At 70.4% G+C, this 12,850-nt stretch carries 14 protein-coding genes; 7 read left to right on the top strand and 7 right to left on the bottom strand.

Going from position 1 to position 12,850, the window contains the following annotated elements:
- Window positions 1-165 precede the first annotated feature (165 nt).
- Complete coding sequence (locus EGT67_RS22290) at window positions 166-804, bottom strand: TetR/AcrR family transcriptional regulator (protein WP_241566187.1); 639 nt, start codon at window positions 802-804, stop codon at window positions 166-168.
- 13 nt (window positions 805-817) lie between these two features.
- Between EGT67_RS22290 and EGT67_RS22285 the strand changes: the two genes are divergently transcribed.
- Complete coding sequence (locus EGT67_RS22285; protein ID WP_127918280.1) at window positions 818-1,420, top strand: LOG family protein; 603 nt, start codon at window positions 818-820, stop codon at window positions 1,418-1,420.
- Complete coding sequence (locus EGT67_RS22280; RefSeq protein ID WP_164877639.1) at window positions 1,417-1,863, top strand: nucleotide triphosphate diphosphatase NUDT15; 447 nt, start codon at window positions 1,417-1,419, stop codon at window positions 1,861-1,863. Before EGT67_RS22285 ends, EGT67_RS22280 begins: the two co-directional genes overlap by 4 nt.
- On the opposite strand, the gene EGT67_RS22275 is transcribed toward EGT67_RS22280, so the two are convergent.
- Both EGT67_RS22275 and EGT67_RS22270 read right to left on the bottom strand, forming a co-directional pair.
- Window positions 1,850-3,472, bottom strand: coding sequence for a long-chain fatty acid--CoA ligase (locus EGT67_RS22275; RefSeq protein ID WP_127918278.1), 1,623 nt, complete (start codon window positions 3,470-3,472; stop codon window positions 1,850-1,852). The genes EGT67_RS22280 and EGT67_RS22275 overlap by 14 nt on opposite strands.
- 105 nt (window positions 3,473-3,577) lie before the next feature.
- On the bottom strand, window positions 3,578-4,780 hold the full coding sequence (locus tag EGT67_RS22270; protein WP_241566197.1) for an amidohydrolase family protein: 1,203 nt from the start codon (window positions 4,778-4,780) through the stop codon (window positions 3,578-3,580).
- Between the two features lie 36 nt (window positions 4,781-4,816).
- On the opposite strand from EGT67_RS22270, the gene EGT67_RS22265 reads away from it, so the two are divergent.
- The 5 genes from EGT67_RS22265 to EGT67_RS22245 all read left to right on the top strand — a co-directional run bounded on the left by EGT67_RS22265 (window position 4,817) and on the right by EGT67_RS22245 (window position 8,457).
- Window positions 4,817-6,190: a type I glutamate--ammonia ligase gene (locus tag EGT67_RS22265; protein WP_127918276.1), complete on the top strand. Its 1,374-nt coding sequence runs from the start codon at window positions 4,817-4,819 to the stop codon at window positions 6,188-6,190.
- A gap of 67 nt (window positions 6,191-6,257) precedes the next feature.
- Window positions 6,258-6,683, top strand: a complete 426-nt coding sequence (locus EGT67_RS22260; RefSeq protein ID WP_127918275.1) for a DUF6325 family protein — start codon at window positions 6,258-6,260, stop codon at window positions 6,681-6,683.
- Between the two features lie 14 nt (window positions 6,684-6,697).
- Window positions 6,698-7,039, top strand: a complete 342-nt coding sequence (locus EGT67_RS22255; protein WP_127918274.1) for an SHOCT domain-containing protein — start codon at window positions 6,698-6,700, stop codon at window positions 7,037-7,039.
- A gap of 54 nt (window positions 7,040-7,093) precedes the next feature.
- A complete protein-coding gene (locus EGT67_RS22250) occupies window positions 7,094-7,909 on the top strand; it encodes a MerR family transcriptional regulator (protein WP_127918273.1) in 816 nt (271 codons plus the stop codon).
- Window positions 7,906-8,457: a hypothetical protein gene (locus tag EGT67_RS22245; protein ID WP_241566186.1), complete on the top strand. Its 552-nt coding sequence runs from the start codon at window positions 7,906-7,908 to the stop codon at window positions 8,455-8,457. Before EGT67_RS22250 ends, EGT67_RS22245 begins: the two co-directional genes overlap by 4 nt.
- Window positions 8,458-8,479: 22 nt before the next feature.
- Here the strand turns inward: EGT67_RS22245 and EGT67_RS22240 are convergent, their stop codons facing one another.
- The 4 genes from EGT67_RS22240 to helR form a co-directional block, all read right to left on the bottom strand.
- Window positions 8,480-9,076 carry a CHAP domain-containing protein gene (locus tag EGT67_RS22240; RefSeq protein WP_127918272.1) on the bottom strand — a complete coding sequence of 199 codons (597 nt, stop codon included), beginning with the start codon at window positions 9,074-9,076 and terminating at the stop codon, window positions 8,480-8,482.
- A 42-nt stretch (window positions 9,077-9,118) separates the two neighbouring features.
- Window positions 9,119-9,679 (bottom strand): DUF1707 SHOCT-like domain-containing protein, encoded by a 561-nt coding sequence (locus EGT67_RS22235; RefSeq protein ID WP_421958158.1) that lies wholly within the window; start codon window positions 9,677-9,679, stop codon window positions 9,119-9,121.
- Window positions 9,680-9,838: 159 nt separating this feature from the next.
- Window positions 9,839-10,381, bottom strand: coding sequence for an AMIN-like domain-containing (lipo)protein (locus tag EGT67_RS22230; protein WP_127918270.1), 543 nt, complete (start codon window positions 10,379-10,381; stop codon window positions 9,839-9,841).
- 184 nt (window positions 10,382-10,565) lie between these two features.
- Window positions 10,566-12,749, bottom strand: coding sequence for an RNA polymerase recycling motor ATPase HelR (gene helR, locus EGT67_RS22225; RefSeq protein WP_206612466.1), 2,184 nt, complete (start codon window positions 12,747-12,749; stop codon window positions 10,566-10,568).
- Window positions 12,750-12,850: the final 101 nt, after the last annotated feature.

The following is a 12,850-nucleotide window of genomic DNA, read 5'->3' as shown; positions in this document are numbered from 1 at the left end:
CCTCTGCGATTGATGCAGCAAGGTGGAGCCTAGCAACGAATCTCGATCCCGACGGCGACGCTGGGGTTTCGATTCGAATGCGCACCCGTGATTTATCCGGCCGACCGCGCCGCCGGAAGACTCTTCTCGGGTTTCACTGCGCCGCAGATGTTCTCGCGGAAGTCGCTACCGGCGGGCGGCACCCGCCGCAGGTAGCAGCAGGTCGACCACCCGCTCGGCGGTGTCCGAATCGACGCGGCCGCCGGTCACCACCTGACGGTAGAACACCGCGCCCGCGAGCGTGTCCATGAACAGGTCGACGTCGAGATCGGCCGGCAGATCCCCACGGCCCACTCCCCTCTCGATCACCTCGGCGCAGTTGGCGCGACGTTCGGCGAGGAACGCGACGCGGAACGCGGCGAGCCCCTCGGGCGTGCGGGCCAGATCACTGATGAGGGCCGGCATCGCGACGCCGAGCGGCGAGCCCGCATAGTTGCGCGCGGTCCCGGTCAGCCATTCCACGAGATCGCGGCGGGTGCTGCCCGTATCGGGCACCGGCCCGGTGTCCATCAGGGTCGCGAGGGCGTCGGCCACCAGTTCGGGCTTGCCCGACCACCACCGGTACAGCGTCGTCTTGTGCACCCCGCTCGCCTCCGCGATGCGTTCGACCGTCAGCTGCGCATACGTCGTCACGGCAAGTTCGTCGACGACCGTGCGCAACACGAGGTCACGCTTGCGAGGCCCGCCTCGGCGGGCGTCGGCGCTGGATACCGGCATGACCACACCCTGCCACGAGGTAAAGTACAACGCAACGTTGCGTTGCATTCGAGGGAGTGGAATGAGGATCACCGCGTTCATGGGATCGGCCACCGGCCACGACCCCGCCCACCTGGAGGCGGCGACGGAGTTCGGCCGCGACCTCGCCGCGGCCGGCATCGGCCTGGTCTACGGCGGCGGCCGGGTCGGACTGATGGGTGCCGTGGCCGACGCGGTGGTCGCCGGTGGCGGTGAGGCAATCGGGGTGATTCCGCGGCATCTCGCGGACAAGGAGATCGCCCATCCGCGCCTGACGTCCCTCGAGGTCGTCGAGTCGATGCACGCGCGCAAGCAGCGCATGGCCGCACTGGCGGACGCGTTCGTGGTCCTGCCCGGCGGCGCCGGCACGCTGGACGAGTTCTTCGAGATCTGGACGTGGCAGCAACTCGGACTGCACACCAAGCCGGTGTTCCTGCTCGCCGCCGACGGCTTCTGGCGGCCACTCGTCACGTTGATCGATCACCTGGTCGACACCGGCTTCGTCGGCGCCCACCAGCGCGACGCGCTGAGAATCGCCGACCGCCTCTCCGACGTGCGCAACGCGATGGCGAATTGGGCTCCGCCGGAGCCGAAGTGGACGGCCCCGCCCGCACCGTCCGTCGACGACGGACTCGAGCGCGCGTGAGTACCTCGCGCCCCGTGGTCGGCGTCGGCATCGTCGTCGAACGCGCCGACGGACGAATCCTGCTGGGTCGCAGGGTCAAGCCCACCGAGCCCGAGACGTGGTGCCTGCCCGGGGGTCACCTCGAGGCCGGCGAGACGATCGAGCAGGCGGCCGCACGGGAGTGCTTCGAGGAGTCCGGGATCGCCGATCTTGCCGAGACGGCGGGGTTCACGGTGGTGGTCGACGCCGGTTCGCACCGCGGAGGCGTCGTCTTCGGCGTGCATGCGCGGAGCACCGGCATCCCCACGGGACCCGGTGAGCCGCACATCTTTCCGGAATGGGTCTGGGTCGACCCGGCGGACCTGCCGCGCCCGCTCTTTCCCGCGAGCGACGCGCTGCTGCGCGCGTGGACCGGGGCGACCCCCGACCCGGCGTGGCAGGTCCATCGCATCACAGGCGGGTGACGTCGAGGTTCCCGTCGTGGAAGTCGGCGCGGAGCCGCTTCTTGTCGAACTTGCCGACGCTGGTCTTGGGGACCTCCTGGATCACCGCCCAGTTCTCCGGCAACTGCCACTTGGCCACCTTGTCGGCCAGGAAGTCCCGCAACTCGTCGAGCGTGGTGTCGCTGCCCTCGCGCAGCACCACCGCGACGAGCGGCCGCTCGTCCCACTTCTCGTCGGGCACCGCGATCACCGCGGCCTCGGTGACCGCCGGGTGGCCCATCACCGCGTTCTCGAGGTCGACCGAGGAGATCCACTCGCCACCGGACTTGATGATGTCCTTGGTCCGGTCCGACAGCGCCAGGTACCCGTCGGGCGTGATCGAGCCGACGTCACCGGTGCGCAGCCAGCCGTCCCGGAACTTGTCCGGCGCCTCGACGCCGTAGTACGACGCCGTGATCCACGGCCCGCGGACCTCGAGTTCGCCCACGCTGTGGCCGTCGTGCGGCACCCGGTTGCCGTCGTCGTCGATCAGGCGCGCCTCCACCGATGCCGGGAAGCGGCCCTGCGTGTAGCGGTACTTCCACCGATCCTCCCCGGCGGCGCCGGCCGGCGGACGGGCGACCGACCCGAGCGGCGAGGTCTCGGTCATGCCCCACGCGTGCAGCACCGAGACCTGGTGGTCGTTCTCGAACGCGTGCATCAGCGACGGCGGCACCGCGGCCCCACCGATGAGCACCTCTCGCATCGACGAGATGTCCTGCGGGTGCTGTTCGAGGTACAGGTGCAGGCCCTGCCAGATCGTCGGCACCGCCGCCGCGAACGTCGGGCGCTCGGCCGCGATCAGCTCCGCCAGCGGGCCGGGCTGCAGGAACCGGTCCGGCATGATCAACGACGCACCGATCATGAACGCCGCGTACGGCAGACCCCACGACATCGCGTGGAACTGCGGCACCACTGCCAGCGCCCGGTCCCCCTGCGCCAGGTTGGGACCGTCGCTCATGCACACCTGCATCGAATGCAGGTAGAGCGAACGGTGCGAGTAGACAACACCTTTCGGATCACCGGTGGTGCCGGAGGTGTAACACATCGCGGCGGCGCTGCGCTCGTCGAGCTCCGGCCAGTCGAAGTCGCCGGGCTGACCGGCGATCAGTCCCTCGTAGGTGTGCACCTGGACGCCCTCGGGCGCCTCGAGCCCGGCCGCCGAGTCGCCGGTGACGATCACGTGCTCGACGGTCTTCATCTGCGCCAGCTGCGGGGCGAGCAGCGGGACGAGTGTCGCGTCGACGATGATCACCCGGTCCTCCGCGTGGTTGGCCACGTGGATCAGCTGGTCCGGGAACAGTCGGATGTTCAGGGTGTGCAGCACCGCGCCCATCGACGGCACCGCCAGGTACGCCTCGAGGTGCTCGGCGTTGTTCCACATGAACGTCGCGACCCGCTCGTCGCCCTCGACGCCGAGACCGCGCAGCGCGTGCGCCAACTGCGCACACCGGCGACCGACCTCCGCATACGAGCGCCGCCGCGCACCGGCCTCGGTCCAGGTGACGACCTCGGCGTCCGCGTGGACGGTGCTCCCGTGCCGCAGCAACTGCGCGACGGAAAGCGGTAGATCGTTCATCGTGCTCAGCATTGTCGGCTCCTCGCTCGATGCACCCCATGTGGCGTGCCGGTGTGGCCCGAAACTATGCCATGCGAGAGACCTGGATCACAGGGCCCCGTTTCGCGGCGTTTCGGACTAATCGGTCGGTGGGGCGCCGGATCCGAGCCGGTAGGCGCGGCGCGCGTTGTCGCCGGCGATCAGCCGCGCGACCCGCTCGGCGTCGACGGGTGACCACCGCCCCTGCCGCGTCTCCCGTTCGAGGAACCCGGTGAGCGCCGTCCGGAACTGCACCGTGCCGACGTGGAACAGTTCCGGAAGGCCGCAGCCGTCCGTGGAGAAGAGCACCGACCCGAACGGCGCCAGTTCCAGCAGCTCGGCGAGCACGCGGGCCGCGCCGTCGCCGCCGACGTTCTGCACCGCGAGCCCGACGTCGACGAACACGTGGTCGAACACCTGCGCCAGGTACGCGGCGTGACGGTGGAACGGGTAGTTGTGCAGCAACATGATCGGCACCCCGCGCCCGGCGGTGGCGCGGAGGAGCGGCGTCAGCAGCAGCGGGTCCCCGTGCGCGAGATCGGCATCGGCGTCGCCGTAACCGACGTGGAACTGGAGAGGCAGACCGAGGTCCACCGCGGTCCAGATCAGGAAGCGGACCAGGGTCTCGTCGGCCAGCCTCGCCGGGGCCCCGGCGGCGATCTCGGACGCCCACCGCACCGCGGCGGTGAAGACGGCCGCGTCCGACGGGCGCTCCGGCGGCAGGTCGAGGCCCACCCGGTACGCCGCAACGGATTTGAAGGCGATTGCGGTGCGGGACGCGTCGGCGAGCCTGCTGCGGCACGTGTCCGCGAACGTGCCGGCACCGCGCTCGGCGATCACCTGCTCGGCGACCGGTTCGAGCCGCGCCACCTCGTGCGCCCTCGCGCCCACGTACGCCGCCAGCTCGTCCGGCCCGGTCAACCGATCCTGCAGAAAGCCTGTGTCGACGAGGAATTCGGATATTCCGGTCGCCCGCAGCAGGCGCCCGGCAACCTCGTCGGCGCCGAGTTCGGCACGCCTTTCGAGGTATTCGTCCGGACCGACGTGCGGCGGCAGGTCGAGGATCGGCGCACACAGCCGACGAACCGAGAATCCGACCTGCGTGTCGAAAAGACTTCCGTGCCACGGCCCGGGCCGGTCGGCCTCGCACAGCAGCGCCTCGAAGGCCGGTCGGTCCAGGGTTTCGCGCACGACGCCGTGGCAGTGGTGGTCGACGAGCGGTAGCGCGTCGACCATCTCCGCAATCGCATCGCCGCCGGAATGCCGCGGCGTATCGTCTGGGAATGACGCCACATCCGCCATTCTGCCGCTGACCGGGCCCGGTGCGAGGGAGATGCGATGGATCGGCACGAACGCGAAGGCCGGGCGCTGGAAGCCGCGCGGCTGACCCGCGACCTCGCCGAGCGCGGCGTCGTCGCGGTCGCGCTGCCGTGGGTCGACAACAGCGGCGTGCTGCGCACCAAGGCCGTCCCGATCGACCGTTTCGAGCACGCCGCCGCATGGGGGGTGGGGGCGTCGCCGGTGTTCGACGCGTTCACCCCGGACGACACGATCGTCGCCGGCCGCTACGCCGGCGGCCCCGTCGGCGACCTGCGGCTGATCCCGGATCTCGGGCGGCTGACGGTGCTCGCGGCGCAGCCGGGGTGGGCGTGGGCGCCCGTCGACCGGTACACGCAGGACGGGGACCTGCATCCGCAGGATGCACGGAGTGTCCTCCGCGGCGCCGTCGCGCTGCTCGCCGACGAGGGGCTGACCGCGAAGGCCGCGATCGAGATCGAATGGGTCGTCGGGCAGGACTGCGACGACTTCGTGCCCGCCACCCGCGGGCCCGCGTACGGGTACACGCGGGTGGTCGAGAGGTCGGACTACCTCGTCGAGGTGGTCACCGCCCTGCGCCGGCAGGGTGTCCGGGTGGAGCAGATCCACCCCGAGTACGCGTCGGGGCAGTTCGAATTGTCGGTGGCTGCCGAGGACCCACTCGGGTCCGCCGACACCTCGGTCCTGGTCCGGGAGACGATCCGCGCGGTGACGATCCGCCACGGCATGCGGGTGTCGTTCTCCCCCAAGGTGGTTTCCGGCGGGGTGGGTAACGGCGGGCATGTCCATCTGTCGCTGTGGCGGGAGGGACGGAACCTGCACAGCGGTGGCGCCGGCCCGTGCGGGCTGACGGCGACGGCGGAGGCGTTCGCCGCGGGCGTCCTCGAACACCTGCCGGGACTGCTCGCGGTGGGGGCGCCGTCGGTCGCGAGCTACCTGCGTCTGGTGCCGGGCCAGTGGTCGGCACCGTTCCGGGCGTGCGGGCACGAGAACCGGGAAACCGCAGTGCGTCTGGTGACCGGCAGCGCCGGGGAGGAGGAGCACGCCGCGAATCTCGAGGTGAAGGTGCTGGACCTGTCGGCCAACCCGTACCTGTGCGTGGCCGGGATGGTGTTCGCCGGCCTGGCCGGTGTCCGCGCGGGCGCCGCCCTGCCGGATCCGGTGGACGTCGACCCGGCGTCGCTCACCGACGAGGAGCGCGGTCGCCGCGGGATCGGCCGTCTTCCAGTCTCGCTCGCCGAGGCCACCGACGCCTTCGAGGCCGACACGATGCTCATCGAGGCCTTCGGGACCGAACTGTCCGCGACCATCGTCGACGTCCACCGCGCGGAGGTTGCGCGGTTCGCAGACGCGACGGACGGGGAGATCGCCGCGGCCCTGCGGTGGGCGTTCTGAGGTGTGCACGCCCGCCTTCGGCGTTTCGTCCCGGCAAGGACCGCTCCGCCGGGGCAGACTGACCGACATGACCCAACCGAGCGACATCGGTCCCGTGGAACTGGTCGTGCTGACCTTCCCCGGAACCACCGCCGACCCCGCCACCGTCGCCGCGCTGCAGGACGTCGTCGACCGTGGATACGTCACCCTGCTCGACCTCGTCTACATCGCGAAGGACTCGGCGGGCAACCTCACCGAGATCGACGTCGAAGAGGACCTCGCGGACGCCGGCCTGGCCGACCTGGCCATCGAGGCACAGGACTGGATCAGCGACGACGACCTGGATGTGGTGCGCGCATCGCTCGAGCCCGGAACGTCCGCGGCGATCATCGTCTACGAGGAGTCCTGGGCGCGTCGGATCGCCACGGCGGCCCGCGCCGCAGGCGGCGAGGTGGCCCTGCACGTTCAGGTACCCCGTGACGCGGTCGTCGCCGCCGTCGAGCACGCACGGTAGAAGGGAGAGTTCACATGATCGGAAGGCGCATGGGCCGGCCGGGGCTGTTGGGGACGGTGGCGCGCACCGCCGTCATCGCCGGCACCGCGAGGGCGACGACCAACGCGATGGACCGGAGTTCGCAGCGGCGCGCGGCCGAGCAGCAGGCATACGCGGACCAGCAGGCGGCCGAGCAGCAGGCGGCGATGGCGCAGCAATTCGCCGCTCAGCAGCAGACGGCCCCGCCGGCCGCCGCACCCTCGGGTTCCTCCGGGGACGACCTGATCGCCAAGCTGCAGCAGCTCGGCCAACTGCACCAGTCGGGTGTTCTCTCCGACGAGGAGTTCGCGGCTGCCAAGGCCAAGCTTCTCGCCTGACAACCCGCCTCGCGAACTTGACTATGACGCAACGTCATAGTCGATGCTGTCGATATGCGTATCAGCGACATCGCACAGGCCGCCGGGACGACGCCTCGGACCGTCCGCCACTACCACCGACTCGGCCTGCTCGACGAGCCCCGCCGGCTGGCGAACGGCTATCGCGAGTACGACATGGCGGATCTGGTTCGCCTCATGCGGGTGCGCTGGCTCGCGGGGGCCGGCGTGCCCCTCGGGTCGGTGTCGGCGATCGTGGCCGCGACGACCGACGATGACGCCGCCGACGACCTCGAGGCGGATCTCACCGCGCGGCTCGACACCATCGAAGCCGAGCAACGCGTACTCGCGGCGAAGAGTGCCAGGCTGCACCAGATGCTCGACGCCCATCGCGCCGGACGGCCGGTGTCGCCGCTGCCGCCGGACCTCGCGCTGGTGTTCGGCGAACTGATTGCGGGCGAGACCGATCCGGCGGTGCGGGCCGAGTTCGCGCGCGAACGCGACGCCTGGGAACTGGTGGCGATCTCCGGGTCGGCCCCCGAGGAGTTCTTCGAATCCGCGACACGCCTGCTGTCCGATCCGGCGGCCCGGGAGCGGATCGTGGTGCTCTACCGGAGGTTCGCGGCACTTCGTGGACACGACGCGGACGGGCACACCGCCGAGATCGAATCCCTCTCCGAGGCAATGACGGGCGCTGTCCGAGCCCTCTTCCTGGAGTCGGGCGTGCTGGACCGATGGCAATCCGAGATCCACCCCGACCGCAGGTCCGGTATCCCGATCGCCGATCTCGTCCCCGACCCGGCGCAGGCCGAGGTCGTCCTCCGCGTCCTGCGGCGACTCGACATCGGTTCGCAGGCGGAGGCGTCGTCGTGATCCGGCCACTGTGGCTGTGGTGCCGCGGACGGGTCGACGGTGCCGGTGAGGGCGTGTCGACGTTCGGTTACACCGCCGGCACCCTGGCGATCCCGGCGGCGTTCCTCGTCGCGAGCCTCGTCGAGGCGGTCGCGGTGCACCTGCTCGTGCCCTGGACCTGGCTGCGCGCGGCGCTCCTCGTGATCACCGTGGCCTCGGTCGTCGCCGTGGCCAACTGGTTCGCGGCCCGCGCCGTCCACCCCCACTTGGTCACGTCCGACGTACTTACGCTGCGATCCGGCCGCGACACGGTGCTCTCGGTGGACCGCAGCCGAATCGTCCGCGCCGTTCCCGCCCGCCGATTCGAGCACACCACGCCGGGCATCCACGACGGCCGCTGCTACCTGCCCGGTCCGGACGGCACGGTGATCGACATCGACTTCGACGCGCCCGTCAGGGTCGAACCCGGCACCCGGATCGGGTCGTCCCGCCCGCAGGCGGTCACCGGCGTGAGCCTGCACGTGGACGCACCGCGGGATCTGTGCGCCCGACTGAGCATGCGGGCCTGACAGGCCCGCCGGTCCGCGCGGTTCAGGAATCGAGCCGCCCGAACCCGACGACGGCGCCGTCCGACTGCCAGTCGAGGCTGTGCACGCGGATCTTCCCGAGTTCGTTGCCGCCGACCGTGGTGGCAGAGTCACCGTCGACGGCGACGACGAAGTTGGTGTGCTGACCGAGGCGGAACTCGTTGTCGTACAACACCACGTCGCCGACCTTGGGGGTGTAGCCGTTGCCGGCCGGCTCGAACCGGCCCTGGGATTCGTAGAACTCCTGCAGCGTGTAGACGCCGGGAATGCGCCACGACCCGGAGTTCGGGTTCGAGAACGGCTCGCCGGCCTCGCGCATGATCCAACTGACGAAGTTGGCGCACCACGGCTCCTGGGCGCCGTCGGAGTAGAAGGTGCCCGGCCGCTGATCGCTGTGCTCGGCCTCGAGCAGATCGACGACCTTCACCTGCAGCGGCGACAGCGCCGTCCGGTCCACGTCGGGGAACGACGCGGTGTCCCAGGGCAGGTACCGCGCGGGCACCGACAACAGCACCGCGCCCGCCGCCACCGCGAGCACCGCGACCGCAGCGGCGATCCAGACGGCGAGGCGGCGGCGACGGACGCCGGGTTGTGCGCTCATGCCCTCGAATGTAGCCGGAAACGCGAGAGCGGCGACAGACGCTCAGATCTCGTCGAGGTCGCGCTTGGCCTCGAGTTCCTGGATCCGTTCGGCGGCCTCGCGGAGGCGCTTCTTGCGCGACTTCGCGTCCTCCTCCTTCAACTCCTCGTAGATCTCCTCATCGGTGTCGCTGTACCGGAGGATCATCCGGGGGAGGCTGAGGGTCACCACCAAGGAGGGCCACACGATCCAGGCGTAGTCCCAGTCGACGATCAACTGCAGCACCAGGAACGCCACGAGGGTGATCCCGAAGATCACCCCGTCGAGCGACTCGACCAACCCACCCCGCTTCCGCAGCGCCGACAGATCGGATTCGTCGCTGCGGGCGGCCGAGGACGCGAGAGTGCGCCCGGCCCCCGTCGACTCGACCTGACCGCCGACGGGGAGCTTCCTGACGTGCCCGTCGATGACCGCGAGCGGCGGTCCACCGGGGAGTCCGCGGAACGAGTCCCGCATCGCGTCGAGTGTGCGTGCCGACGCGATCACTCCCGAACGGTCGTAGAACTCGCTCGCGTCCAATCTTCCTGCCGCATAGTGCTCGCCGATCACGTTCAACGCGTGCATGCGCTCGTCATCGCTGAGTAGCAGATCGTCGGGGTCGGGATCGGTTGACACGTCACGCGTCTCTCTGTGAGCGGTAGTCGGATTCTCCCCGACAATCCTAGAGCAGGGCGGAGACTGCCGAGGAGCACGCGTGCGCGGGAAGCCTCGCCCGACACCGCCTCACCGGATCTCGATGATCAGCTGGGGCGGATCCTCGACGGTGACAACCTCGAACGGTCTCGGTCCGCTACGAAGACCGATGAAGGACTGGGTGATTCCGTTCACGTCGCGCGTGTCGGGCAGCAGGTAGAGCTGCGTCACACGGGCCCCCTCCGGTCCCGCCAACGGTGGTGCGACGAAGAAGAGGTTCCGCGCCGGCGTCGCGGTGCCCATGATGTCGACCTGCATGATCGCCTGGCCGGTGACGGCCAGGCTCGGACCGCCGCGATGCGGCACGGCCTCGGCGACGTACCCCGCCCGGAAGAAGGGGATTCCCGTGCCGGCGAACAGGTAGACGACCCGCTCGATTCCGGTGTCGGCGTCGACCTCGATCCGCACGTCGTCGATGGCGACCGTGGGCGTGTACACCTCCGGTGGCGGGAGATCGGTGGCGGGCGCCGAGAGAGTGGACGGCGGTGGGGGCGTCGGACCGATCTGCATCCGTCCGGTGCGGTTGGCCGGGGTGGAGGTGACAGGCGCGACGGGTCCCGAATCCGCTTGCACAGATGGATCATTGCTGCAGCCCACAAGGAGCACACTCGCCACGACCCCGATGACCACAGACTTCACCGACGACACTGTTCCCCCTCGCTGATCGCTACCCGCCCCACCCTGGACTCTACGTCCGGGATGGGGCGGCCCGCGGCCGGTTCACGGTAAGGAACGGAGCGTCACCGCTCCACCGCCGTCAGGCCGACACGTCGGCGAGACCGGTCAGGGCCGGCGGCAGCGGCCCCTGATGCAGGACACCGAGGCGCTGGGTGGCGCGGGTGAGGGCGACATAGAGTTCGGCCGCGCCGCGCGGGCCGTCGGCGAGGATGCGTGCCGGATCGACCACCAGGACGGCATCGAACTCCAGGCCCTTCGTCTCGGACGCCGGAACCGTGCCGGGGACACCGGGTGGCCCGATGACCACGCTGGTGCCGTCCCGGCCGGCCTCGTCGCGGCCGAATTCGTCGATGGCAGTTCCCAGTTCGTCCTCCGAGACGTGTCGGGACCACGGCCTGACGCCGCACGCGCGGACCGACTCCGGCGGCCGGACTCCGGGGGCGAACTCGGCGAGCAGCGCGGCGGCGACGGACATGATCTCCGCCGGCGTGCGGTAGTTCACCGACAGCGACCGGTAGACCCAGCGGCCGGGCACGTACGGCTCGAGCATCGCGTCCCACGACGTCGCGCCCGCCGACGACCGCCGCTGCGCCAGATCGCCGACGATGGTGAAGGACTTGCTCGGGCAACGCCGCATCAACACCCGCCAGTCCATCTCGGACAGTTCCTGGGCTTCGTCGACCACGATGTGGCGGTACGTCCAGTCCCGGTCCGCGGCAGCGCGTTCGGCGAGGTCGCGGGTGTCGACCTCGTCGAACCGCTCGGCCAGCACCTCGGCATCCAGCACGTCGGTCGCGAACAGCCGAAGTTCGTCGTCCTCCATGTGATCTGCGCGGCTGACCAGGCCGCTCAGCACGCTCTCGGCGTATGCGGTGCGCGCCTTCCGCTCCCGCTCGGCGGCCCGGTCGACCCGCTGATCGCGGCCCAGCAGTTCGACCAGTTCTTCGAGCAGCGGCACGTCCGACACCGTCCAGGCGCCACCGTCGGCGCGCCACAGTACCGGATCTGCGCCCGCCGCACTCAGCCGCCCCGGAGACGAATAGAGCTCTGCAAGCAGTGAATCCGGCTCCAGGATCGGCCACAGTGCGTCGAGCGCGACGGCGAAGCCCGCGTCCTGGGCAAGCTCCTCGAGCAACTCGGTGCGCATCTGCTCCCACGCCTTCCGGTCGGAGCGGGACAGCCAACCCTTGCCGATTCGGCCGATCGCGCGCTCGGTGAGCACGTACGTGACGATCTCCCGGAACACCGCCCGCGCCTCGTTGTGCGGCCGCCCGCCGGCACGCGCCTCCTCGCGCGCCCACTCCGCCGTGGCGGCGTCGATCTGCAGCGCGACCCCCGAGAGTTCGATCGGCAGCGGCTCCTCGGGCAACCGCTGCCGATCGGCGATGGCCGCGGCAAGCACGTCCAGGATCTGCAGCGAGCCCTTCAGCCGCGCCGCCTCCGGGGTGTCCTCGCCGGTGACGTGCACGCCCGGCATCAGGTCGCCGGTGGTCGTGAACACGACGTTCGTCTCGCCGAGCGAAGGGAGAACACGATCGATGTGGCGCAGGAACGCCGCATTGGGCCCGACCACGAGCACCCCGTGACGTTCCATCTGCTCCCGCTGCGTGTAGAGCAGATACGCGACGCGGTGCAGGGCGACGACGGTCTTCCCGGTGCCGGGACCACCCTCGATCACCAGCACACCCGGGTGGTCGAGCCGGATGATCTCGTCCTGCTCCGCCTGGATGGTCGCCACGATGTCGCTCATCCCGTCACCGCGCGGTGCGTTGACGGCGGCGAGCAGAGCCGAATCACCGCTGCGGTCCGGGCCGGAGCCGTCGGGGCGGCCCAGGACCTCGTCGGTGAACTCGACCACGCGACGCCCGCGGCTGTGGAACTGACGCCGTCGGCTCATTCCCTCCGGGTTGGCGGCGGTCGCCACGTAGAACGCGCGCGCGGCCGGCGCCCGCCAGTCGAGGAGCAGAGGTTCGAAGTCGCGCTCCTCGTCGAAGATGCCGATCCGGCCGATGTACGACCGCTCCCCCGCGACCGCGTCCAGGCGGCCGAAGCACAGCCCGTTGTCCGCCACGTCCAGCCGCTGCATCTCTCGCGCCAGCGTGCGGACCTCCACCTCGCGATCCACGAGCGTCCCGCCGTGATCGCGCAGCGCGGCGCCGTACCGCGACTTCACCCGCGCCCGCTCGGCGTCGAGCCGCTCGTAGAGCCCGGTCACGTACTCCTGTTCCGCCTGCAGTTCGTCCTCGTATTCCCGTGCTGACATTGGCCCCTCACTTTCCCCGGGTCCGCGATTCGGGCGCACTCACGGCCACGGGTTTCGACTCAGGTCAGCGATTCTGGGGCATGACCGGGGCCTTGCCGCAA

Source organism: Prescottella agglutinans, from assembly GCF_004011865.1.
Classification (GTDB): Bacteria; Actinomycetota; Actinomycetes; order Mycobacteriales; family Mycobacteriaceae; genus Prescottella; species Prescottella agglutinans.
The sequence above is the reverse complement of the archived record's forward strand: the minus strand, read 5'-3'. Positions and strand labels throughout refer to the sequence as shown.

Excerpts from the sequence above, each read along its gene's own strand:
- EGT67_RS22290 (WP_241566187.1), bottom strand. The coding sequence starts at position 804 with ATGCAACGCAACGTTGCGTTGTACTTTACCTCGTGGCAGGGTGTGGTC.
- EGT67_RS22285 (WP_127918280.1), top strand. The coding sequence starts at position 818 with ATGAGGATCACCGCGTTCATGGGATCGGCCACCGGCCACGACCCCGCC.
- EGT67_RS22275 (WP_127918278.1), bottom strand. The coding sequence starts at position 3,472 with ATGCTGAGCACGATGAACGATCTACCGCTTTCCGTCGCGCAGTTGCTG.
- EGT67_RS22270 (WP_241566197.1), bottom strand. The coding sequence starts at position 4,780 with ATGGCGGATGTGGCGTCATTCCCAGACGATACGCCGCGGCATTCCGGC.
- EGT67_RS22265 (WP_127918276.1), top strand. The coding sequence starts at position 4,817 with ATGGATCGGCACGAACGCGAAGGCCGGGCGCTGGAAGCCGCGCGGCTG.
- EGT67_RS22260 (WP_127918275.1), top strand. The coding sequence starts at position 6,258 with ATGACCCAACCGAGCGACATCGGTCCCGTGGAACTGGTCGTGCTGACC.
- EGT67_RS22255 (WP_127918274.1), top strand. The coding sequence starts at position 6,698 with ATGATCGGAAGGCGCATGGGCCGGCCGGGGCTGTTGGGGACGGTGGCG.
- EGT67_RS22250 (WP_127918273.1), top strand. The coding sequence starts at position 7,094 with ATGCGTATCAGCGACATCGCACAGGCCGCCGGGACGACGCCTCGGACC.
- EGT67_RS22240 (WP_127918272.1), bottom strand. The coding sequence starts at position 9,076 with ATGAGCGCACAACCCGGCGTCCGTCGCCGCCGCCTCGCCGTCTGGATC.
- EGT67_RS22235 (WP_421958158.1), bottom strand. The coding sequence starts at position 9,679 with ATGCACGCGTTGAACGTGATCGGCGAGCACTATGCGGCAGGAAGATTG.
- helR (WP_206612466.1), bottom strand. The coding sequence starts at position 12,749 with ATGTCAGCACGGGAATACGAGGACGAACTGCAGGCGGAACAGGAGTAC.